Source organism: Chryseobacterium sp. MIQD13 (genome assembly GCF_050496705.1).
GTDB lineage: Bacteria > Bacteroidota > Bacteroidia > Flavobacteriales > Weeksellaceae > Chryseobacterium.
Window position 1 is genome coordinate 257272 of the sequence record NZ_JBNWAF010000004.1, and the last position, 21920, is coordinate 279191.

Annotated in this window: 22 protein-coding genes and 1 riboswitch; of the genes, 8 read left to right on the forward strand and 14 right to left on the reverse strand. The window is 36.4% G+C overall.

The genetic code is table 11. The features are described 5' to 3' along the window. Positions 1-291: 291 nt before the first annotated feature. The 6 genes from ACQWU4_RS18100 to lpxK all read right to left on the reverse strand — a co-directional run bounded on the left by ACQWU4_RS18100 (position 292) and on the right by lpxK (position 6295). Entirely contained in the window at positions 292-729 is a 438-nt protein-coding gene (locus tag ACQWU4_RS18100; protein WP_429937148.1) for a hypothetical protein, read from the reverse strand. A gap of 7 nt (positions 730-736) precedes the next feature. Further along, entirely contained in the window at positions 737-3139 is a 2403-nt protein-coding gene (locus ACQWU4_RS18105) for a hypothetical protein (RefSeq protein WP_429937149.1), read from the reverse strand. 253 nt (positions 3140-3392) lie between these two features. Then, positions 3393-3851 (reverse strand): N-acetyltransferase family protein, encoded by a 459-nt coding sequence (locus ACQWU4_RS18110; protein ID WP_429937150.1) that lies wholly within the window; start codon positions 3849-3851, stop codon positions 3393-3395. Then, the gene (locus ACQWU4_RS18115) at positions 3851-4366 is read right to left on the reverse strand and encodes a TlpA family protein disulfide reductase (RefSeq protein ID WP_429937151.1); all 516 of its coding nucleotides are present in this window, start codon (positions 4364-4366) and stop codon (positions 3851-3853) included. Before ACQWU4_RS18115 ends, ACQWU4_RS18110 begins: the two co-directional genes overlap by 1 nt. Before the next feature lie 104 nt (positions 4367-4470). Beyond that, complete coding sequence (locus tag ACQWU4_RS18120; RefSeq protein ID WP_429937152.1) at positions 4471-5286, reverse strand: purine-nucleoside phosphorylase; 816 nt, start codon at positions 5284-5286, stop codon at positions 4471-4473. Next, complete coding sequence (gene lpxK, locus ACQWU4_RS18125) at positions 5270-6295, reverse strand: tetraacyldisaccharide 4'-kinase (protein ID WP_429937153.1); 1026 nt, start codon at positions 6293-6295, stop codon at positions 5270-5272. Before lpxK ends, ACQWU4_RS18120 begins: the two co-directional genes overlap by 17 nt. Positions 6296-6382: 87 nt before the next feature. Between lpxK and truA the strand changes: the two genes are divergently transcribed. From truA to ACQWU4_RS18150, 5 genes are all read left to right on the forward strand, one after another. After that, positions 6383-7138, forward strand: a complete 756-nt coding sequence (truA, locus tag ACQWU4_RS18130) for a tRNA pseudouridine(38-40) synthase TruA (RefSeq protein WP_429937154.1) — start codon at positions 6383-6385, stop codon at positions 7136-7138. A 332-nt stretch (positions 7139-7470) separates the two neighbouring features. After that, positions 7471-7638 carry a hypothetical protein gene (locus ACQWU4_RS18135; protein WP_429937155.1) on the forward strand — a complete coding sequence of 56 codons (168 nt, stop codon included), beginning with the start codon at positions 7471-7473 and terminating at the stop codon, positions 7636-7638. Between the two features lie 105 nt (positions 7639-7743). After that, positions 7744-8331 (forward strand): Crp/Fnr family transcriptional regulator, encoded by a 588-nt coding sequence (locus ACQWU4_RS18140; protein WP_429937156.1) that lies wholly within the window; start codon positions 7744-7746, stop codon positions 8329-8331. A gap of 77 nt (positions 8332-8408) precedes the next feature. Beyond that, positions 8409-9179: an alpha/beta hydrolase gene (locus tag ACQWU4_RS18145; RefSeq protein ID WP_429937157.1), complete on the forward strand. Its 771-nt coding sequence runs from the start codon at positions 8409-8411 to the stop codon at positions 9177-9179. A 126-nt stretch (positions 9180-9305) separates the two neighbouring features. Beyond that, positions 9306-11063 (forward strand): ABC transporter ATP-binding protein, encoded by a 1758-nt coding sequence (locus tag ACQWU4_RS18150; protein ID WP_429937158.1) that lies wholly within the window; start codon positions 9306-9308, stop codon positions 11061-11063. Positions 11064-11133: 70 nt separating this feature from the next. Here the strand turns inward: ACQWU4_RS18150 and ACQWU4_RS18155 are convergent, their stop codons facing one another. Genes ACQWU4_RS18155 through ACQWU4_RS18170 form a run of 4 tightly spaced genes read right to left on the reverse strand, consistent with a single transcriptional unit; the run spans position 11134 to position 13691 of the window. Next, the gene (locus ACQWU4_RS18155; protein WP_429937159.1) at positions 11134-11745 is read right to left on the reverse strand and encodes a class I SAM-dependent methyltransferase; all 612 of its coding nucleotides are present in this window, start codon (positions 11743-11745) and stop codon (positions 11134-11136) included. Positions 11746-11789: 44 nt separating this feature from the next. Further along, on the reverse strand, positions 11790-12380 hold the full coding sequence (locus tag ACQWU4_RS18160; RefSeq protein ID WP_429937160.1) for a hypothetical protein: 591 nt from the start codon (positions 12378-12380) through the stop codon (positions 11790-11792). Further along, positions 12370-12840, reverse strand: a complete 471-nt coding sequence (locus ACQWU4_RS18165; RefSeq protein WP_429937161.1) for an RNA polymerase sigma factor — start codon at positions 12838-12840, stop codon at positions 12370-12372. Before ACQWU4_RS18165 ends, ACQWU4_RS18160 begins: the two co-directional genes overlap by 11 nt. Next, positions 12840-13691 carry an alpha/beta fold hydrolase gene (locus tag ACQWU4_RS18170; protein ID WP_429937162.1) on the reverse strand — a complete coding sequence of 284 codons (852 nt, stop codon included), beginning with the start codon at positions 13689-13691 and terminating at the stop codon, positions 12840-12842. The genes ACQWU4_RS18165 and ACQWU4_RS18170 overlap by 1 nt, the downstream gene beginning before the upstream one ends. Positions 13692-14129: 438 nt before the next feature. Between ACQWU4_RS18170 and ACQWU4_RS18175 the strand changes: the two genes are divergently transcribed. Then, positions 14130-14342 carry a hypothetical protein gene (locus ACQWU4_RS18175; protein ID WP_429937163.1) on the forward strand — a complete coding sequence of 71 codons (213 nt, stop codon included), beginning with the start codon at positions 14130-14132 and terminating at the stop codon, positions 14340-14342. Positions 14343-14397: 55 nt separating this feature from the next. Here the strand turns inward: ACQWU4_RS18175 and ACQWU4_RS18180 are convergent, their stop codons facing one another. Together ACQWU4_RS18180 and ACQWU4_RS18185 are read right to left on the reverse strand one after the other, a co-directional pair. Then, a complete protein-coding gene (locus ACQWU4_RS18180) occupies positions 14398-15690 on the reverse strand; it encodes an MFS transporter (RefSeq protein ID WP_429937164.1) in 1293 nt (430 codons plus the stop codon). A 110-nt stretch (positions 15691-15800) separates the two neighbouring features. Continuing rightward, complete coding sequence (locus ACQWU4_RS18185; RefSeq protein WP_429937165.1) at positions 15801-16553, reverse strand: DUF3575 domain-containing protein; 753 nt, start codon at positions 16551-16553, stop codon at positions 15801-15803. A 311-nt stretch (positions 16554-16864) separates the two neighbouring features. On the opposite strand from ACQWU4_RS18185, the gene ACQWU4_RS18190 reads away from it, so the two are divergent. After that, positions 16865-18952, forward strand: a complete 2088-nt coding sequence (locus ACQWU4_RS18190; RefSeq protein ID WP_429937166.1) for a TonB-dependent receptor plug domain-containing protein — start codon at positions 16865-16867, stop codon at positions 18950-18952. A 73-nt stretch (positions 18953-19025) separates the two neighbouring features. Here ACQWU4_RS18190 and ribB read toward each other — a convergent pair whose 3' ends face one another. Then, positions 19026-19670 (reverse strand): 3,4-dihydroxy-2-butanone-4-phosphate synthase, encoded by a 645-nt coding sequence (ribB, locus tag ACQWU4_RS18195; protein WP_429937167.1) that lies wholly within the window; start codon positions 19668-19670, stop codon positions 19026-19028. Between the two features lie 90 nt (positions 19671-19760). After that, a riboswitch (FMN riboswitch) is annotated at positions 19761-19886 on the reverse strand. Between the two features lie 160 nt (positions 19887-20046). Beyond that, positions 20047-20937: a helix-turn-helix domain-containing protein gene (locus tag ACQWU4_RS18200; protein WP_429937168.1), complete on the reverse strand. Its 891-nt coding sequence runs from the start codon at positions 20935-20937 to the stop codon at positions 20047-20049. Positions 20938-21018: 81 nt separating this feature from the next. On the opposite strand from ACQWU4_RS18200, the gene ACQWU4_RS18205 reads away from it, so the two are divergent. Next, on the forward strand, positions 21019-21918 hold the full coding sequence (locus ACQWU4_RS18205) for a hypothetical protein (protein ID WP_429937169.1): 900 nt from the start codon (positions 21019-21021) through the stop codon (positions 21916-21918). The last annotated feature ends 2 nt before the right edge of the window (positions 21919-21920 follow it).

The window sequence follows — 21920 nt, forward strand, 5'->3', positions numbered from 1 at the left end:
TGCAGCCTGAACTCGACTATATGACCATTTTTCATTTCAATATTCATTAAGATATCCCGATAACCGTTTAGAGGTTGTTGTATTCTATCTTTTATTTTTAGGATTTTATATTCACTACTAAATTTTTCCAATGCAGCATATAAATCTTTTACTTTGGTATATACGATCTTACTTCCTGCTTAATCTTATATTTTAAGTTTTCTGCCGTATCACATCATTTGTTAGTTCTTCTGTTGATTCTCCGCATCCATTAAATAAAAAGCCGCATCATTTAAGAAACGGCTCATATTATTATTCTTTATATAGATATTTTAAAGGTTTATTAGCTTTGAAATGTTCTTCTAATAATTCTTTAAAATCGATAATTCTATCTATTAAGCTGTCAACAGGAAATGTTTTAGTATGTAAATAATAAATTTTTCCATGAAATTCAAAAGGTTGGTTTCCATATTGTTCTGGGAATCTTTTCCTTTTTTCCTCTTTGAATGGATCAAAGTCTGGATGTTTTAAAAGCTCTTCTATTCTTAGATCTAGAGCTATTTGTATTGTGCTAAATTCTGAAAGAGGAATTTCGAAGTTCTGATTAGAATCAACATTTGTCTTAATTCTTTCTTTTAAGAGATTTGAGATTTTTAAGTTTTCATAATCATATATAAGATATTGGCTTAATATTGAATTATAGTACATTCCGTTTTCAAGTATTCGTTCTAAATATTTTGATTTATACATAATTTTACTATTTTTTTGTTAATATTACTTTTACAGATTTTTCAGGAAATACTGATTTGATTTCTGTAAATCCTTTTTTATTCATTGTTTTATAGAATGTTGTACTTTTTACGGCTTCATCTGCATCGCCAATTTCATAAAAAATTTCATAAAATTGTTTATATCCCAAAGATTCTCCACCAGGATAATCAGATAATTCTTTCCATTCCACTTTTATCGTTTTTACTTTCTTTCCAAAATGGTTAAATGCCTCATCTGTAAATTTTTGTCCTAATCCCTTTACTCCGTAAGTATTAAAATCAAACTCTAATTCACCTCCCCATACTCTTGCAGAATTCTCCCAAACAAACCTTTCATCAGCCACTTTCCAAATAATTTGGTCTTCGTATATTAATATCCTATATTTCAGACCTTTGTAGTAATGATATATACTTTTAAGCAGACCTGCCTTCTCAAAATCTGTAAGTGATTCTATAAGCACACCTTGTATAAATTCTGTTGCTTTTGTTGGTGAAGCATAATATACTCTACTCAGAAAAGCTCCTACTTCTGCTTCTGTACCTGTTTTTACTATATGCCATTTATAATAAACCTCGTAAAGATTATCTCCTACTTTTCTTACAGTAATTTTTTTCTCAGTAAGATTTTTAATTATATACTCAAAATTTGCATCTGAAGAAGAAAAAAACTTCACTAATTTTCGTAGTAATCCATTTTTCTCACCAACCAATACCACCTCCTCTATAATATTACTAGGATTTCTCAATTGATAGGCTTCCAGTTCTACTATCAGTTTCTCTAGTTGTTGTGTAAAAGTAACATAATTTCCTTTTAAATTCTTGAGATTCTTTATCGTTTCCAAAAGAGCCGGACCATAAGTAAGGATTCCCTCAATCATTACTGCGCTCAGAATGCCTGCTCCTACTAAAGCGTAAATAATATCCCAGTTTTCTACAAACCATTTTCCGCCCGGTAAATCAGAAACCCATTTTTTTACATCGTCGTCCATTAATGCTAAATCTATACCTGCCAAACCTATATCTGCAATAGCCAGTACAGAGAGGTTACTTGTAAGTCCCATTGTCATAAATCCTGCAATAATGGCAACAATATCTCCACCAATACGGATGTTTTGCATTACTTCTGCCCACTCTTCTTCATCTGCAACTGCTTTTATAAATAAAGCTGTCACCAGATTTGCTTTTTCCTGCGTCTTATCTGTAAAATGAACAAGGTTCATAGGATGATAAAAATATCCAGGATCTATATTCTGAGTTACGGTTTCTTCAGCCAGCGGATCTCCTTCTTTTGAGACTACTTTTACATTCTGGTTTACTTTTCTTTTCTGTTGTAGAAAAATGGCGTCTTTATAGTCAAAATCCCAATCAAAACTCATAATTCCTTTGATGATGTTCAGAGTGTCATTTAATTCCAGAATATTACTTTCTATAAAATAACCATTCCCGTTTAACAGGGCATTTTTAGTTATTTTACTTTTAGAACCAACATCTCTTTGGGCAAATACATTCAGTACAGAAGCAAAAAGAATTCGGTTAGATCTAAACTGTCCCAATACTTCTGAATGTCCATCCAGATTATCATAAATTTCGGTAAGCAATTTTGGGTTCTTCCAAAAATAATCTGCTGCTTCCTGAAATTTTCTGAACATCCCCATTACTTTTATTAAAAGGGAAGTGGTGTCTTTTGTCCAGCTAAACCATCCTGTATTATCTTCTTTTGTTAATATTATCAGATGATTTACCACTGCCTCAGTAGGAAGATGTATTTTTATAATAAAACTGGTTGGCAAATCTCCATATACTTTATATAAATCACCTGCTCTTTCGGATCCTTCTAAAAAACGAGTAAATTCTCTAATGAAAAATGATGAAGCATCATAATCTGTTTCCACGTTTCCATACCCCAAATAGAGTAAAAGATTTTTGTATTCCACAAAAGAATATGTTCTAAGTTCTATGACATCCTGCATAGTATCTTCGTAGCGGAATGTAAGGGCATAGGTAAGTCTGTCATTTTCATCAAAAAATACTTCCATACGAGGTTTATCTAGTCCCATGTTTTGGGAAGTCTTTACTATCCCGTCTTTAAGATAAATCTTAGCGGAAACAGAAATATGCTTTTCTCCATCCATGATATAGGTTTGTGCTATATCCTGAAAATATTCTTTGAACACATATTGCATGTGCCCTCCTTTTCCTCCGTTATAGTTATATTTTAAATCTCCTAATAATTTGGTAATGTTAATATATTCATCATCTTTAAATTCCAGTGAGTTTGAAAGAATTCCCTGAAATGGATTTTTATCTCCTTTAAATCCTTTATTTATTTCTTCAAAAGAGAGAATTTTAAATCCGGATAAGTCTCCTATTTCGTCATCAAATTTTTTCATTTTTTGTATTTAGTCGTTTTGCTTGGTTTACATTATCTTTTTTCTTATACCAAATGTAGAAGCAGGTAACGACAAAACTCGTCGTAACATAATTTGTCAATAATCTTTTTGATTATTTTTAAATAAGGATTCTATAAAAATTTTGTTTGTTGGGAAAATGTAATCCCGTATGGTAATACGTTTAAACCCTGGGAAAGGGAAAAGAAGAATCCATACCGCAAAGATATGGATTCCTTTATTTTGAATTTAATTCTTATTCTACTTTCATCCTCATTGTCGTGAGTAATGACTCAAATCCTGCTTTTTCATAAGCTTTTACAGCAGATTCGTTTTGAGAATAAACATCCAGCCTTATTTCGGAGATATTCTTGGATTTTGCCCAATTGATCAGTTCGTCAAGAATCAGTTTATTGATTCCTTTTCCCCTCTGTTTCTGTTTTACAAACATAAATCCCAGATAAGCATACTGACTGAAATTAGAATAATTATTTGCAGGCTTTTTAATCAATGCATAACCGGATGCTACAATTTCGTTGTTTTCTTCAGCAACAAGCACAGTGGCTTCTTCAGATTTTATGAAATTCAACAAGTCATAATAATGAATCTCACCTTCGATAAGAGTACTGTTAAATGGTCTTTCAGCAGTAACAATACCTTGTTCAAATTCTAAAAGAATATTGTGATCCTGTTCTGTAGCTTCCCTGATAAGCATTATTGTAAAAGGCTGTTAATGGTTTCCTGAATATCCGGATCTTCCGGTGAAATGGCGTAATATTTTGCAATAGCAGATTTCTGATCTATAACCATATACCTTGGGATCCAGTTCAGATCAATATAATTATTGAAATCATTCTTCCAGCCTGAAGCAAACCAGTAGTTATCCTTATCTTTCATACTGAATCTGTCGAGGCTTTTGTCAAAACCTTCTTTTGATCTTTCCAGTGAAAGAAATACGAAATCTACATTTGGATTATTTTTTTCAAGTTCCTGGGCTTTGGGAAGTGCTTTTAAACAATCTCTGCACCATCCGGCCCAGAAATCAATCACTAAAACTTTACCTTTATGGTGATCAAGAATCTGCTGAATAGTGACGCTTTTTCCTTCCTCATCTTCCAGTTTCTGTACCAAAGCTTCTTTTGAAAAACTGGTTTTAAGCACTTTAGGCTGCTGCTGTGAATAGCTCAGTCTAAAAACACTTATCGTAAGAATTAATGCTAACTTTTTCATTCTCTCAATTTCATTTTATACAAATCTAAACAATGAAACGCAATTTAACATTGATTTCTTGTGAATTAGGAAAAATTTATGAGATTGAAAATTTCTATAAAGATCTACTGGTAGTTTTTGACCAGGCCTTTTACCACAGCAATTACATTCGGCATTGCTTTGTTGGCTGCATTCAGAACTTCTTCGTGGGACACAGAAAATGCAATATCCGGCCCGCCAAGATCTGTAATAATGGAAATACAGAAAACATCCATATTCATATGTTTTGCTACAATCACTTCGGGAACGGTACTCATTCCTACCATATCACCGCCAATAGCTTTGATCATTCCATATTCTGCAGGGGTTTCAAAAGTTGGTCCCTGTAAAGCCACATAAACGCCCTGATGAATTTTAATACTGTTTTCAGCAGCAGCCTTTTCAGCAGCCTCGATCATCTTTTTGTTATACGGTTCACTCATATCAACGAAACGGGGTCCGAAAGATTCAATATTTTTGCCGCGAAGAGGATGTTCAGGCATCATATTGATGTGATCTTTTAAAATAACGATATCAGCAACATTATAAGCAGGATTTACACCACCGCAGGCATTGGAAAGGATGAGGTTTTTAATACCCAGAAGATGGAAAACCCTTATCGGGAAAGTAACGGTTTCCATGGAATGGCCTTCGTAATAATGGAAACGGCCGCTCATCATCAGAACTTTTCTGCCGTTCAGGATTCCGTAGATTAATTTTCCTCCATGTCCGACAACGGTGGTCTGTGGGAAATTTGGAATTTCAGAATATTCTAAAACATGAATAGTTTCCACTTCATCCTGCAGCTTTCCCAGTCCGGATCCTAAAACAACAGCAAAATCAGGAATTTCTTTGATGGTATTTTTAATAAAATCGGCGGTCTGCTTAATTTTTTCTAACATAATCTAAGATGATTTGGTTGAATTCTTCCTTTTTATCAATAATGACATTGATAGGCCAGTAGTAAACAATTTCTCTAAGATAGTCAAAAGTTTTCAGACGTACATAATCTTTCTCCGTGGTCAGGATCAGCTTGTATTCGCCTAATTTTTTATATTCTGCAGTGATATTTTTGATGTCGTCATCCGTAAAATTATGATGGTCCCTGAATTTTAAATGCTTAACTCTCTGGGAAAATTTAGCCAGGTGCTCAAGAAGAGGTTTGGGATTGGCAATTCCCGTAATCAGAAGGATATCATAATAGTTCAGGTTGTTGTCCGGAAGCATTTTGTCTCTTCCGTACACATTTTCGTCATAACTGATGGATGAAAAGAACACTTTCTGGTTGTAGGAAGGTCTGATCCTTGAAATATAATATTGTTTGGTTTCTTCGGTAAGTTCATCAGGACATTTGCTGACCATGATAATATCCGCCCTTTTGGAACCGTTTCTGGATTCCCTTAAGTCTCCGGCAGGAAGAAGATGGTCTTTGAAATAAGGATCATTAAAGTCCGTCATCAGAATATTGAATCCTGCTTTTATGGCTCTGTGCTGCATGGCATCATCCAAAACAAGGACATCAAGATCCATGTCTTCGATCACTTTTTTGGCTCCGGGAACTCTTTCTTCTGAAACAGCAATAACGAAACGGTTTTTAAAGCGTTCAAAAAGCTGCATGGCCTCATCACCTACAATTTTATAATTGCTTTCATAATTGGTTACTTCATAGCCTTTCGTCAATCTTCCGTAACCGCGTGAAAGAACTCCTGTTCTGTAGTGTTTGGACAGGTATTGGGCAAGATACATCACCATAGGCGATTTTCCGCTTCCGCCCACAGAAAGATTACCGACATTGATTATCGGAGTCTTGAATTTAGTCGTTTTAAAAACGCCCAGATCATACATTGTGTTTCGGATACCCGTTACCAAATGATAACCGAGGGAAAAAGGATAAAGGTACCATCTTTTCATACGTTTGCAAAAATAGGAATTTTCGTAGGGATTGATGTAATATTCTCAAAGACTTTTCAACAAATATTTCATTAAATTAAAGTATTTTTGTTGAGTTATTATAATACATTGAGATACTTTATAGAATTTTCTTACAACGGGAAAAATTATTTCGGTTATCAGATACAGCCGGATGCCATTTCTGTACAGGAAGAGCTGGAAAAAGCACTTTCCACCATATTGAGGGAAGAAATCAAAACAACAGGTGCGGGAAGAACAGATACAGGCGTTCATGCCAAAAAAATATTTGCCCATTTTGATACAGAGCAGGCTGTGGACGAGGTAAATCTGCCTTATAAATTAAACAGTTTCTTACCACCTGATATTGCGATAAAAAGAATTTTTCAGGTGAAAGATGATTTTCACGCCCGCTTTGATGCTACCTACAGAACTTATGAATATTATATTTCCCTGGCGAAAAATCCTTTTACTCAGGAATCGGCATGGCAGCATTGGAAAAGACCGCTGGATATCCATAAAATGAATGAGGCCTGTAAGATTTTATTCGAATATGAAGATTTTACAAGTTTTGCTAAATTAAAAACGGACAACAAAACCAATATCTGCAAAATGTACAAAGCAGAGTGGGAGCAGGATGGAACAGAACTTAAATTTACGGTTTCCGCCAATCGTTTTCTTAGAAATATGGTCCGTGCCATTGTCGGGACCATGGTTGAAATCGGAAGCGGGAAAATAAAGCCGGAAGATCTGCGTAAAATTATTGAAGACAAGCATCGCAATGCTGCGGGAACTTCAGCTCCGGGCCACGGATTGTTTCTTGTGGATGTAGGATACGAATTTTAATCCGAGGGTGAAATTTTAGTGATTTTACGGATATTCTTTTGTTTTACAGCATTGAAAAAAGTGTTATTTTAGCAATCAATGGCTATTCTATAAGGATTATTACATTATTTTTCATAAAATCGGATAGTCTGAAATGTTAAATATATAAAACACGAATTATCTTATCAATTTTTATTCTTATAGGAGCCTACAGATATTATGCGCAGCTGGCTGAAAGGTTCGGAAAAACAAAATGGCATTACGGCCTTTTAGCGATTGGAGTATATTTAGGAAGTCAGCTCTTCTTTGGCTTTTCTTATGGTATTTATAAAGGAATTACAGAGCCTGATGCTGTGGATAATGTAAACTATACAGGATTTTCATTAATTAATATGATCAGCTGGGTGATTTCAATTGCTGCTGTATATGGGGTTTATCAACTTCTTGAAAAGAAATTTGTGAAAGAACACGTTAGCAAACCTTCTCTTGAAATCGAAAAGATCGGAGATAAGGATTTGTAGTGAATATGTGGTGGCTAAGGCACTCGAAGTTACCATTATGTTGGCTTCGAGTGCCTCAGCCAACTTCAAAATCAGCCATTTTCATAACTGTAATCAATACCTGCCATGACTGAAACAGATAAACTGGCCTTTGCACTGAATCAATTCGCCGGTCTTTCGGAGGAAGAATTTAAGCAGTCTGAAGATTTTTGGGTACCGAAGACCTATAAAAAAGGAGAATTCTATAATCTCCGCGGGGCAGTCTGCACCTATTTCGGATTTATTATAGACGGTGTTTTCCGGTCTTATACGATCGAGGAAAAAACAGGAGAGGAGAAGAATGTTTTTCTGTATTCTGCCAATGGATTTGTGGTATCTTTCAAAAGTTTTATCAACCAGATTCCGTGTGATTATCATACGCAGGCTCTGACGGATGCTTCCATTATTTATATCCGCTACACAGATTTGCTTTCGCTGTATCAGCAATCGCATAAGTGGGAAAAATTCGGAAGGCTTCTGGCTCAGGAAGCTTTTAATATTACCATGACCAGAATTGAAGGTTTTCTGCTGAAGTCTCCTGAAGAACGTTATTTAGACCTGATCAGGGAGCATCCTGATATTTTCAATAATGTCCCGCTGTATCATATTTCCTCTTATCTGGGTATTCAGGGGCCGTCTCTGAGCAGGATAAGAAAAAGAATTTCAGGGAAATAGTACGATTTTAACCAAGGTTAAAATAATCCTCACTTTATCTGCGGAACTTTGTCTCATAATTTAAACCAATACATATTATGAAAACAAAAACTATCGTATTTATTCATGGATTATTTGTGAATAATACAAGCTGGAAAGAATGGAAAACTTATTTTGAAGCACAGGGCTACACCGTTCATACCCCTTCTAATCCTGGACATGAAGGTGATCCAAAAACACTTAAAACGAATATTCCGGAAGAATTAAGAAATGTAGGTTTTGATGATACCGTTGACCGTTTGGTTAGATTCATTGATACGCTTCCTGAAAAACCTATTGTCATTGGGCATTCATTTGGCGGGCTGATGATTCAGAAGCTTGTAGATATGGGAAAAGCATCGGCCGGAGTAAGCATTGACGGAGCGCCACCTAAAAATGTAATGGCTCCTTTTTCTACTGTAAAAATAGTGTGGCCTGTTGTTAATTTTTTTAAAGGAAACAGTCCGTTCCTCGGAACAAAAGAATGGTATCATAAGGCTTTTTTCAATAATTACTCAAGAGAAGAAAGTGACAGATTATACGAAACGGTTGCTGCTCCTGAAAGCCGTAAACTTGCCAGAGATCCGCTTTTTAAATCTTCCGCTACGTTAGATTTAAAGAAACCTCATGTGCCTTTGCTTTTTATTGCGGGTTCCAACGACCATATTTTCCCTGCAGCTTTTTCAAGAAAAATAGCGGATGCTTACAAAGATGAGAACAGTATTGTGGATTTTAAAGAATTTGAAGGCAGAAGCCATTTTATATGTGGTGAAAAAGGATGGGAAGAAGTGGCAGGATATATTCTGAACTGGCTCAAAAACCTGGCTTAATATATTCATATTGTAAATGATCCTTATCTGAAATTTTCTATGACGATTTGATCAACTTGTAAAGGCTGTCAAATTTTAAAGTCTTATTTTTGCATAGAATTTTAAATTCTTTCTTCAAATTGTACAATGAAAAAACAAGATACCTGGGGAATTGTTAAGAGGCTGTTCTTTATAGGAATGAAATTCCGGTCCTGGTTCATCCTTACTTTGATTATTTCTGTATTGCTGTCCGTAGTTTCTACCTACAGACCTTATCTTACCATGGAGGTAGTGGATAATGACATCACCAAGCTGAAGGATAAAGCTTTGATGATGAAACATATCTATATGCTGATAGGTTTGGTTTTCGCAGAAACTATTTTGAACTTTTTCCTGGTTTACTTTTCAAATTATATCTCGCAGAACGTTATCCGTGATATTCGGGAGAGGTTGTATGCAAAGCTGATCTATTTCAGAACATCATTTTTTGACAAGACTCCTATCGGGCAGCTTGTAACCCGTGCCGTAGGTGATGTGGAGACTATTGCTACCGTTTATACGGACGGTTTCCTTATGGTTTTCGGGGATATTCTCAGAATTGCATTTGTTCTGGTTATGATGTTCAGTACCAATGTACATCTGAGTTATATTACCCTGGCGATCCTGCCTTTAATGGTTATGATTACCAGATTTTTTCAGAAAAGACTTAAAAAAGCTTTCGGAGATGAAAGAACATGGACGGCCAATCAGAACTCTTTTGTTCAGGAAAGGCTGGCGGGAATGTCCATTATTCAGGTTTTCAACAGACAGGAAGCCGAATTTAAAAAGTTTGATGATATTAATATTACCCTGAAAAGTGCTCTGCTGAGAACGGTTTTTATCTTCTCACTGTTCTTTCCGGTGGTAGAACTTATTTCTTCTTTATTTATTGGGTTTATCCTGTTTTATGGAGGATATATTACGATCAGTGCCGGAGTTGTTATTGCATTTATCCAGTATATTTCAATGCTGATCCGTCCGTTGAGACAGATTGCGGACCGTTTCAATAATATTCAGAGAGGTATTGTAGGGGCCGAAAGAGTATTGGGACTGATGGATGAAGATTACGCAATGCCTAATACCGGAACGGTAAAGAAAGATCATTTTGACGGTAAAATAGAATTTGAGAATGTGCGCTTTGCTTACGATGAAAAACAGGAAGTGCTTAAAGGAATTGATTTTAAGGTAAATCCGGGAGAAACCGTGGCGATCGTAGGAGCAACGGGTGCAGGAAAATCTACTATTATCAGTCTTATCACAAGGTTATATGATATCAATTCCGGAAAGATTATTATTGATGATGTTGATTTAAAAGATTATGAGCTTTACAACCTGAGAAGTCATATCGGGGTTGTTCTGCAGGATGTTTTCCTTTTCCACGGAAGCATTTTTGAAAACCTTGCATTTGGAGATGAAAGCATTACTTTGGAAAAGATAAAAGCAGGGGCAAAGGAAATTGAAGTGGACCAGTTTATCGAGCAGCTTCCGGGCGGTTATGATTTTGTGGTAAGTGAGCGAGGTTCTTCCATTTCATTAGGTCAGAGACAGCTTCTGTCTTTCCTGAGAGCCTATTTGTCAGATCCTAAAATCCTGATTCTGGACGAGGCTACTTCTTCCATAGACCACGAAAGTGAAAAGCTGATCCAGAGAGCTACTGAAAAGATTACTAAAAACAGGACTTCAATTATTATTGCTCACAGACTTTCTACCATTGAAAAAGCTGATAAAATTATTGTGATGGAGCATGGTAAAATTGTAGAAGAAGGGAAGCATCTGGAACTTCTTGACAAGAACGGATATTATTCAACGCTTTACAAAGCCCAGCTGAGACATGAAGTGGAGCTGGAAGAAGAAAAACAGAAATAAAAACTACAGATACAAAACAAAAAGAGAGCTACTGAAATGAAGCTCTCTTTTTTATTGTGAAATTTGTTGATTAGATCTTTTTAAAACTGCAGAAAACAAAATTCTGAACTGTTCCGAACGGGGTTGTATGATCCTGAGTGAAACACTTTATTTTCGTGAAATTTGATTTGAATTTCTCAGTCAATGTAGCATCATCATACTGCTGGATATCCAGGCCGCTGCATTTTTTCGGGCCGTCTTTTGAAAAAGTTCCAAGAACCATAAATCCGGTTACCCATTTTTCTGCTGTGCTGATATATTTTGAAACCTGTTCCGGAGTAGTCAGAAAATGAAACGCAGCCCTGTCATGCCAGATATCATAAGTTTCTGAAGGTTCAAATGCTGTAATATCTGAAGTGATCCAGGTTACTTTGTCAGCTTTTTCACCTAATCTTTCCTTTGCTTTTTCCAGAGCTTTGGCTGATATATCAAGAACAGTAATGTTTTCATAACCTTCTTCAAGAAGAAAATCAACAAGGTTGCTGTCTCCACCACCAGTATCAATGATTTTGGCCTTTTTTCCCAATCCGAAAGAATGAATGAAATCAAGTGATGTCTGAGGCTTCTTCTGTGTCCAGCTTACCTCGTCAGGATTTTTGGTTTCATATACATTTTCCCAGTGCTTTTTGCTTGTATCTGTCATCTTTTATTCAATTCATATCAGTTGCTGACTGCTGCTAACAGATTTCAATCTTTTAACTGACTGTTAATTTCTTCAAATTTATCAATTAATCCGTTAATTTTTGTCAGCTGTTTTTTTATTGTTTTAGGCCTTAAGTAGAACCAGTTAATACTGATCCATATAAAAGTAGCTGCATATGCCATTACACTGTATATAAATTCCATTCGGGAAGTATATTCATACATATAAAGGCAGATTCCTACGAACAGCATGATGAAATACAGGTTCAACATCGTTGTCTGCATGAATTTCTGTTTGTTTTTTAATAAATACAGGCTTTGCAGATATTCGGAGTTGGTCCGGTCACTGTCAAGTTTATTAAAACTCATGAACAATTGGTTGTATGCAGACAGGAAAATGAGCATAGCTACAATAACAAGTACGATCCCGATTTTTGTTGTAAGCATTTCAGGCTGATAATGATACCATATCAATCCGATGAATATACACGTTATGATCAATAGAATATTGGTAACAACCAGCTTTCTGATATTTTCATTCTTAAATTTTTTCAGCCTGCCAAGGAGCTCTTCTATACTGGGCTTTTCAGCGGTTTGCTGTTTCCAGAGATTTTTGAAGTCTATATTAGTAGCCATTTTCTTTAAATCTTTTTGTTAATTTTTCCTTTATCCTGTGAATCCTTACCCGTATATTCGATTCTGAAAGTCCTACGATTCCTGCAATTTCTGCCTGTTTTACTTCCTCCAGTTCCAGAGAAATAATAATACGGTCCGTTTCAGGCAGTTCAGAGATAAACTGATAAAGCATCTGTATTTGTGGTTCCAGGGATTCCTGCTTTTTCTCTTCGAGATTAACCGGCAGATCAGTTTTGGTAAACTTTTTCTCCTTTTCAATCTGCCTTAAACAGTTGTTCGAGGCAATTCTGAAGATCCATGTTCCAATACTCGATTCATTCCTGAATTTCGGAAGCTGCTGCCAGACGATGATAAATGTTTCCTGTGCGAGGTCTTGTGCCTGCTCAGAATCATTTACATATCCCATACATAAACGGAATATCTTCTGCCAGTACATTTCATATATTTCTTCAAATACCATTATTTAGATGATAAAAAATTATTTAACTGGTCAAAATACCATTCTTTGTCATCATACATAATAAAGTGAAGCCCTTTGGATGCATACCTCATATCTGCATTTTTTAAATTTTTATATTGATCTTCAATAGCTGGCTTAAAATTAACAAAATAAGACTCCAGAAGCACAAGGGTAGGACATTGTATATGCTGGATTTTTTCACGGAGATCAGTATTGGAAAAATCACAGAACATTTTTGCAAAAGTGGTTCTGTCCGAATTCATACTCCAACCAATCACCGTTTCCTGAATAGAAGTATCGGCAACAAGACGGGGAATGGTTCCTGTCTGCATCTGTTTAAATTGTTCATCCGTCATTGCTTTCAGTTTATCGATAGTTGAGCTGCAGTCATTATTATCTTTTGACCTAAAATTCGGATCGGATAAGGCTGCAAGGCAGGGAAGAGTATCTACAATAACTATTTTTCCGATCAGTTCAGGATAATCTGCAGCCAATGCCATAGCTAACCCGCCTCCCATGCTGTGTCCTACAATAATAGTTTTTTCAATTTTCTGATCTTTTATGTAAGAAGCAATTCCTTTTTCCCAATCATTAAAACTGATATTGGCTTGCGGTTTTACCCCTGCAAATCCTGCCATAGTTAAAGTGTAACAGGTGAAATTCTTTTCAAATTTTGTAGTGGTTTCATTCCATACATCTCCAGAAGAAGCAAATCCCGGAATAAAAATAATAGACTGTTTGCCTTTTCCTGATTTTTTTACTTCGAAAGGGTAAGTCTTTGTCTGTCCAAATATATTACACGCTGCAGCAAAAACCAGCATCAGGATAAAGAAGATTTTGTATTTTTTCATTTTTATAAAATTTTAAAGTGAATCTGTCTTTTAGAGACGGACTTTTTCAAAATGTTACAAAATGATTTAAATTATTTTATAAAATTTCAATCAAAAGCAGCAATACATGGTTTTTATTATTCTAAACCTGTGATAAAGTGTAAAAAAAATTAACCACAATAATTCATATGAAAAAGAATATTCTATCAATGTTTTTTCCTGAATTGATGGACTTTTCAAACCGGTTTATCAAAAAAATCTATAGCCTTTAAATGATCTGATAATCATTAAAAAATGTAAAATCCTTATAAAATTATCAAATTGAATAAAAAAATAGTATTCACCTGATGATTATATTGGAAAATTCACTAATTTTATTATAAATTTAGAATGTGCCCCAGGTTACTGAAGGGTATAAAGTGTAAAGTTGATTTTTTTAACTAAAATCCAAAAATATAAATGAGCAATATACAAGATGAATTCAAAGTTTTTAAAGACGAATTAAAAAAACTGAATATTGATGTACAGAAAGTAGTGAAAGTAGGGAACGGAAGTATGGATTTCCACGAGGTTTTTTACAAATCACCAAGGTATCAGGAAGTGAAAAGCGTGTATGTCCAGCGCCATAATCTGGATAGTATGATTGAAAAATTCAAACAGGCTTATCATTAAAAATAGAACCGGGCGCCGCAGATACTCTGCGGCGCCCGGTTTTTGTGTTTATTTACTAATCTTTATCCAATGCAGAGGTTTTCTTTGTGTCTTTCATTCCGGCATAAACGATCAGGGAAAATAGAATACACCCGGTGATGTACCAGTAAAAATATTGTTCGGTTCCGGCCTGTTTGAACCAAAGAGCAATATACTCTGCCGTTCCTCCGAAAATAGCTACAGTAAGAGCATAAGGAAGTCCCACTCCCAGTGCTCTGATCTCGGAAGGGAAAAGTTCTGCTTTTACAACTGCATTAATTGAAGTATAACCGCTTACAATAATCAGGGCTGCCATGATCAGGAAAAATGCAGTCCACATTGATGTTGTTGTACTTAAAGCGGTGAGAAGAGGAACTGTAAACAATGTTCCTAAAATTCCAAAACCTAAAAGCAGTGGTCTTCTTCCGATCCTGTCAGACAATGCTCCGAAAACAGGCTGCAGACAGGCAAATATAAATAATGAAACAAACGAGATCAGGGTAGATTGCTCTTTTGTAAGATGAACAGTATTTACCAGAAATTTCTGCATGTAGGTTGTATATGTATAAAATGCCAGGGTCCCACCTAAAGTCAGTCCTACTACCGTAAGCAATGCTTTGGGATGCTTAAGCAATTCTGTCACTGTACCTTTTTTCTTCTCGCTGACTTGTTTTTTGTTTTCAAAAGCTTCTGTTTCATGAAGGTTAGCCCTTAAATACAAGGCAATGACTGACAGTATTGCCCCAATTACAAAAGGAATTCTCCATCCCCATTCTTCAAGCTGAGCTTCTGTTAAAAGAAGTTTTTGTAAAACTAACTGAATTCCCAGTGCGATTAGTTGTCCACCAATAAGCGTTACATACTGAAAACTTGAATAAAAGCCTCTGCGGTTTTCGGATGCCATTTCGCTGAGGTAAGTGGCGGAAACACCATATTCTCCTCCGACACTTAACCCTTGCAATAACCTGGCGAGAAGCAATAAGGCGGGCGCTAAGATTCCTATGGTCTTATAAGTTGGAGTAAGAGCAATGAGAAGTGAACCGAAAGACATCAGAAGTACCGAAAAGGTCATTGCTTTTTTTCTTCCGATTTTATCGGCAATGCTTCCGAATATCCAGCCTCCGATTGGCCTCATTAGAAATCCTACGGCAAAAATTCCTGCCGTATTCATCAATTGAGCGTTCATATCAGAATCAGGAAAGAATGAATTGGAGAAATAAATGGCAAAGGCTGCATAAGCATACCAGTCGTACCATTCAACGAGATTTCCGATAGATCCGCCCACGATGGCTTTGATTCTTTGAGCGGTGGTTATGGATGATGAATTCATAAATTTAGCTTGTAAATAATAAAGAAAATATAGGAAAGCCAAGATACAAATTTCATCAAAAAAATAAACCGTCCCTGAAAGAACGGTTGTGCTGTATTTAAATCTCATTTTTAAAATCTGTATCCAATGGATAGCCCGCTTCTGAAACCTGCCCATGGTCCGTCTACTTTTACTTTGGCACCGGTTGCACTTGTTTCTACGGTGTAATCCACAAAGGGAATATCAAGATTTTCAATTTCTTTTTTAAGTTGGGCCTGCATTTCCGGTGTTAATGCATAATCACTGGTCATGGTAAAGCCTCCCTTTCCACTTCCATAATGAGCACCTGCGATCCAGAAATCCAGAACAAGATTCTGGCTTCGTGTAAGAAAGAATTGTACACCTACCATCAAACCTCCGCTGTTTCCGCTTGTGCTTCCCTGGCCTTTGAGCGGAATCTGATAGGTATTTCCGTCAACAGCATCGTAATCGTAATAGAAATCAAAGCTATTGGAAGAAACGTCTGAATATCTGTAATAAGGAGCAAAATAAAATCCTTTTCCATAACCTTTCCCAATATAGAATCTTGGTTCAATGGTGAAATTGGTAGCTTTTACTCTCAGATTCTGAAATCTCTTTTCATCTTCATCTTTTAAGAAAGCATTAATGAAAGGTACTTTTCCCTGTGTCATTGTTCCAAATCCTATATTAAGAGAGAACCATTGGGTGATTGCCCTTTCATAAGAGAGATTGATGTTTCTGAATGCATAAGCTGTCACATTGGTTTTGATAATATTCATTTTCTCCGAAGGGGCAGCCTGAAGTTCCTGTGCTTCTGTTTTTGAAATCAGGAAACAGGGAATTAATATGAGAAGCTTTTTCATGACTTTATATTTTGTGGTGTAGAAAAGTATCAGCAAAAAACGGGCAAAAATTTAATTGTATTTTAATATGAATTAATTTTTAATATTTAAATGGAAATATTTTTGTTATTTGAATACTTAATTATGCGAGAGTAGTCAAGATTGCAGTGATGATTAAATATTTTATCTCACTAATTGAGAATGTGAATGAGATGAAAAATAAATCTTTATAAAGCAGATATTTACTTTTATTTTTGATGAAAACCTGATAAAAATGTAACAAATGCCGGATATTGGCTGTCTTATTTTTATCAATACAATTTATTTCTGATATGAAAAAGGTTCTATATCCTGTGTTTTTTCTTTGTGGAATTTTGGTGTTTTCGCAGGAAGGCGTAAAAAGTGATACAGTCGGGCAGGCAAATACAAAGGAAATCCAGGAAGTGATCCTGAAGTCTCAACGTAAAAAACAGTTTGCAGATAAAGCTGTTTATACTTTTGATAAAGAAGCTCTGGAGAAAGCCAGATATGCGAAAGATTTGCTTCGAACTTTACCGGAACTGCAGCTTGATCCTGTTTCCAATACGGTCATAAGCACAAAAGGCGGAACTTCCCTGTTTCTTATCAATGGAATAGAAGCTACGGACCTTCAGATCCGGAGTGTGGCACCAAGTGAAGTGGTAAAAGTGGAGTACTATGATATTCCGCCGGCGAGATGGGCTTCAAGGGCAGATACTGTGATCAATATTATTACGAGATCCAATGAAACGGGATATGTTTTCGGGGTTGATGTCATGTCAGGACTAACTACAGGATTTGTGAATGGGGCTGCTTATGCCAATTTTACAAAGGGAAAAAATAATTTAGGGCTGGAGTATTCATTTAATCTTAGGGATTATGATGACAGAAAAGTTCAGAGTATCTATGATTATCAGTTAAACGGAGAACATTACCGTTCGGATGAACAGCGGAAAGATCATTTTGGATATACCTCTCAGAATATTGCCCTGCGCTATACCCGTATGGTTCCTGATGATTATGCTTTTCAGGCTAAAATGAATATGGATATCGTAAGCAGGTTTTCAAAAGGGATTGGAGAAAGTGTTTTTACAAAAGACAGTTTCACGGAAGAGCATGAAATGTTTAAAAATAATGGTTCAAGCTATGTTATCCCTAAACTGGATCTGTATTATTCCAAAAAGATTGGAACCCAAGATGAATTAAGCTTTAATGCCGTGGGCTCTCATTATAAAACCAATACGACAGAATCTGCCAGAGAATGGATCATCCCATCGGGTGTTTCAGTATATGATAATGATATGATCCTGAAAACGGAACAAACTAATTTTGTCGGTGAACTTGCCCATACCCATGATTTTAAAGCCGGAAAGCTCTCTTCCGGTTACCGTATTTCAAGTACTGCTATTTCTAATGATCTGAACAATCTTGCAGGATACTCACAATACAGCGTTAATTATCTGGAACAGTATTTCTATACCGAATTTTCAGGAAAAGTGGATAAATTCAGCTATAGAGTCGGTGCGGGACTGACGAATATTCATAATAAAAGTGCCGCCAATACTTTTGATGAGTGGTCATTTACTCCAAAAGTTATTTTAGGCTATCAGTTGAAAAGTAATCAAAGTTTGAGACTGACAAGCAGCTATAGTCCTACAAGTCCATGGAGTAGTGCCCTGAGCAGTAACATTGTTCAGCTGGCCCCGAATATTGTTCAAAAGGGAAATCCTTTCCTGAAGTCACAGCAGAACTTTTCCAATAATTTAATTTACTCTTTTAATAATAAAAAGTTTGATTTTAATGCGACCCTTTTCTACCGTTATACAGATCGTGTGATCAACCAATATTATGTTCTGGATGATACTTTCGGAGGCTATGCACTAACCTACGAAAATGGAAAAAATGCACAACGGTATGGAGTACAACTGTCAGGAAGCTATAAGCCGTTCGGAAGTAGCCTGCTTGTATTAAAAGCTGTATTAACGCCAACTTCGGAAACATTAAGAACAAGCAAGGGCGCATTGATCAAGAATGATTATCTCGCTAATAACTTTTCAGTATCCTCAGAATATAAATCGTTCAGCGTACAGTATATGGTGAATATCCCGGTTTACACATTGAATGGTGCTTTCCTTAACACCAATGAGAACCAAAACCATTTCTTTGCCAGTTACAAACTTAAAAGCTGGAGCTTTACGGCAGGAATGTACTGGATCGGTATGCCTTCGGAATATAAGACAAAAAGCCTTCCGGAAAGTTTAGTGGATTATAATGTGCATACAAAGATTATGAATAATAAATCAATGTTCGTACTGGGAGTTAGCTTTGATTTCTCCAAAGGAAAGAAAACGGAAATCCAGAGAAAACTGAATAACGAAACTGCGCCTGCAGCTACTTTTTAATTTCTTAGTGAATGTTTAATAAAACCGGCGCCCGATTTCATCGGGCGCCGGTTCTGTACGTTAAATATAATTTTTAGTTACTCATTATTTTGCGGTATGCGTAAATATCTTCGATAGTTACCACACTCATTCCCTTTTGGGAGGCAAAGTTCACGATTTCCGGAAGCCTTGCCATGGAACCGTCCTCATTCGTAAGTTCACAAAGTACGGCATCATCACCCAGATTAGCCATTTTCACAAGATCTACACTGCCTTCCGTGTGTCCCCGTCTTTCGAAAACACCGCCTTTTTTAGCAATTAGAGGAAAAACATGTCCCGGACTTGCAATGTGTCCTGCTTCCGCGTTTTCTGCTACAGCTGTTCTAATGGTTGTTACACGGTCTTTTGCGGAAACACCGGATTCAACACCTTCTTTGGCTTCAATAGAAATGGTAAATGCTGTCTGGTTTTTAGAATTGTTGTTTTCCACCATCGGGCGAAGATTAAGATGCTTGCTTTTCTCTTCCGAAATGCACAGACAAACAATTCCGCTGCATTCACGGATCAAAAGTGCCATGTCTTTTTCTGTAATAGTGGAGGCGGGAAAGATGATATCGCCTTCGTTTTCACGGTTTTCATCATCTACTAAAAGAATTCCTTTTCCCTGCTGTAGTTTTAAAAGTGCGTTTTCTACACGTTCTGTGGAGGTTGCTCCAAATTGTTCTAATAATTTTTCCATGTTATTTTACTTTTAAAAGTTAAAATAGTCTTCGGTACATGGAAATGAAATACGGCACAATAAGCCTGTAAGGAATCTTACTGACCGTTTCATTTTCTTCTCCCATCCAGACTTTAACTGTCGGTTTTGGAATTTCACCAAATCAGTCCCTTCATAAGAAAGGAGTCGCGGACTGTAACCGCCGGTAGGGAATTTCACCCTGCCCCGAAGAAAACTTATACTAAGTTTTACTGTATGTTCTGATTTAAAATTTTATTTCATTAATTATATTTTAACGCACAGACTGCTAATTTCGGGAAGTTTTTTGAATTGGGGAAGTGATTTTTGACAGTATTTTTCGAGGAATGAAAGAAATTATTCAGATTACATTTATATATTATCCTATATCCTGGATGGATTTTTTAAATTCTGCAGCGGTCATTCCTATTCCCTGTTTAAAGAATCGTGAAAAATAGGCAGGATCCTCAAATCCCAGTTCATATCCAACTTCTTTAGTACTCAGATTGTTAAGTGCCAGAAGACGCCTGGCTTCCAATAGAAGACGTTCTTTGATAATTTGAGATGCAGATTTGTCCAAAAACTGTTTCACCAGACTATTAAGCTGCCGCGGAGTGATCCGGAGCTGTTCTGCATAATCCTGAACTTCATGATGAGCGGTATATTGCTCATTTAATAAACGTTTAAAATTCAGAAGGTGCTGGTGCTGTATGTCTGTCTTGACTTCCTGCTCCTGAAAATGCTGTTTCCTGATGCGGAGAATTTCCATCAGAATAATTTTTACATAGGCGGAAATCAGGGAAGAAGTACCGGCTACATTATTTTTATATTCCTGTAAAGAAAGGTCTACAAGAGTTTTAAGTTTATCCCATTCAGCTTCGTTCAACGGAATTACCGGATGGGTCTGAAAATGCTCGAACAGGAAGTAAGAATATAATCTGGAATCTGTTTCACTGTCATTATTAAAGAAATCATCTTCAAACTGTATGGCAAAACCATGTCCGCCTTTTTCCCTGATTAGCTGATGAACCTGTTCCGGAGCTGTCAGAAATAGTACGGGTCCAGAAAAAGGATAAGCTTCAAAATCAATATGATGTATTCCTGAACTGTCCTGCAGCAAGAATATTTCGTAATAAGTATGCCTATGGGGATACTGTCGGTCATAAATCTTGGAGCGGTCATCAAAATCAGCAATAATAATATTTCTATCCTGTTCTTCAAACTTTGAAAAACTCTTGTTCAGCGGGTGAGTTGGAATTTTTGATTTCATGTCGAAATGTACAATAGATGATACAATTTATCCATTTTCCGGGGATCATTTCCAGTATAATTTTACATAAAAATAAGAACAATGACAAAAATTAACCGAAGAAAATGGATCAAGCAAAATACGTATGCAGCTTTAGCTCTTACAATTCCCGGATCTGTTACAGCTTCATTATACAAAAATAAGCAAATGAATACAAAACATCCCATCTGTGCTACCTGTGGCGTTCAGTATGAGTCTTCAACACAGGAAAATTGTCCGGTTTGTGAAGATTCAAGACAATACGTTAATGCAGACGGCCAGCAGTGGACTACGCTGACAGCAATCAACAAATCACATAAGAATATTATAGAAAAAGTAGCACCTAATATTTATGCAATCTATACGAGTCCGCGTTTTGGGATCGGGCAGCATGCTCATCTGGTTATTACCCCTCATGGAAATATATTATGGGACTGTATTACGAATCTGGATGCAACAACTATTGATATTGTGAAAAAGCTGGGCGGTATAAGAGCAATTGCCATCTCTCACCCTCATTATTATTCAACTATGATGGAGTGGAGTAAGGCTTTTGGTGATGTACCGGTTTATATTCATCACTCGGATGAAAAATGGGTACAGCGTAAAGGCGATGCTGTCCAATTATGGAAAGGCAGGGAAAAAGATCTTTGGGATGGCATGAAGCTGGTGTTGTGTGCAGGACATTTTGACGGAGCTGCGGTTTTATATAATCCTGATCATGGAGGGCAGCTGCTTACCGGAGATATGCCGCTTGTTTGTACGGACAGGAAAACGGTGACATTTATGTACAGTTATCCCAATTACATTCCTTTGCCGCCGGAAGCCATTCAATATGCTAAAGAGTCTTTGGATCCTTTGGCATATAATTCTGTATTTGGAGCTTTTGGAACCTATATTCTTGAAAATGGCAAAAAAGCAGTCGATTTTTCAATAGACCGGTATCTTGGTCAGATCAAATGATA

Excerpts from the sequence above, each read along its gene's own strand:
- ACQWU4_RS18100 (WP_429937148.1), bottom strand. The coding sequence starts at position 729 with ATGTATAAATCAAAATATTTAGAACGAATACTTGAAAACGGAATGTAC.
- ACQWU4_RS18105 (WP_429937149.1), bottom strand. The coding sequence starts at position 3,139 with ATGAAAAAATTTGATGACGAAATAGGAGACTTATCCGGATTTAAAATT.
- ACQWU4_RS18110 (WP_429937150.1), bottom strand. The coding sequence starts at position 3,851 with ATGCTTATCAGGGAAGCTACAGAACAGGATCACAATATTCTTTTAGAA.
- ACQWU4_RS18115 (WP_429937151.1), bottom strand. The coding sequence starts at position 4,366 with ATGAAAAAGTTAGCATTAATTCTTACGATAAGTGTTTTTAGACTGAGC.
- ACQWU4_RS18120 (WP_429937152.1), bottom strand. The coding sequence starts at position 5,286 with ATGTTAGAAAAAATTAAGCAGACCGCCGATTTTATTAAAAATACCATC.
- lpxK (WP_429937153.1), bottom strand. The coding sequence starts at position 6,295 with ATGAAAAGATGGTACCTTTATCCTTTTTCCCTCGGTTATCATTTGGTA.
- ACQWU4_RS18140 (WP_429937156.1), top strand. The coding sequence starts at position 7,744 with ATGACTGAAACAGATAAACTGGCCTTTGCACTGAATCAATTCGCCGGT.
- ACQWU4_RS18145 (WP_429937157.1), top strand. The coding sequence starts at position 8,409 with ATGAAAACAAAAACTATCGTATTTATTCATGGATTATTTGTGAATAAT.
- ACQWU4_RS18150 (WP_429937158.1), top strand. The coding sequence starts at position 9,306 with ATGAAAAAACAAGATACCTGGGGAATTGTTAAGAGGCTGTTCTTTATA.
- ACQWU4_RS18155 (WP_429937159.1), bottom strand. The coding sequence starts at position 11,745 with ATGACAGATACAAGCAAAAAGCACTGGGAAAATGTATATGAAACCAAA.
- ACQWU4_RS18160 (WP_429937160.1), bottom strand. The coding sequence starts at position 12,380 with ATGGCTACTAATATAGACTTCAAAAATCTCTGGAAACAGCAAACCGCT.
- ACQWU4_RS18165 (WP_429937161.1), bottom strand. The coding sequence starts at position 12,840 with ATGGTATTTGAAGAAATATATGAAATGTACTGGCAGAAGATATTCCGT.
- ACQWU4_RS18170 (WP_429937162.1), bottom strand. The coding sequence starts at position 13,691 with ATGAAAAAATACAAAATCTTCTTTATCCTGATGCTGGTTTTTGCTGCA.
- ACQWU4_RS18175 (WP_429937163.1), top strand. The coding sequence starts at position 14,130 with ATGAGCAATATACAAGATGAATTCAAAGTTTTTAAAGACGAATTAAAA.
- ACQWU4_RS18180 (WP_429937164.1), bottom strand. The coding sequence starts at position 15,690 with ATGAATTCATCATCCATAACCACCGCTCAAAGAATCAAAGCCATCGTG.
- ACQWU4_RS18185 (WP_429937165.1), bottom strand. The coding sequence starts at position 16,553 with ATGAAAAAGCTTCTCATATTAATTCCCTGTTTCCTGATTTCAAAAACA.
- ACQWU4_RS18190 (WP_429937166.1), top strand. The coding sequence starts at position 16,865 with ATGAAAAAGGTTCTATATCCTGTGTTTTTTCTTTGTGGAATTTTGGTG.
- ribB (WP_429937167.1), bottom strand. The coding sequence starts at position 19,670 with ATGGAAAAATTATTAGAACAATTTGGAGCAACCTCCACAGAACGTGTA.
- ACQWU4_RS18200 (WP_429937168.1), bottom strand. The coding sequence starts at position 20,937 with ATGAAATCAAAAATTCCAACTCACCCGCTGAACAAGAGTTTTTCAAAG.
- ACQWU4_RS18205 (WP_429937169.1), top strand. The coding sequence starts at position 21,019 with ATGACAAAAATTAACCGAAGAAAATGGATCAAGCAAAATACGTATGCA.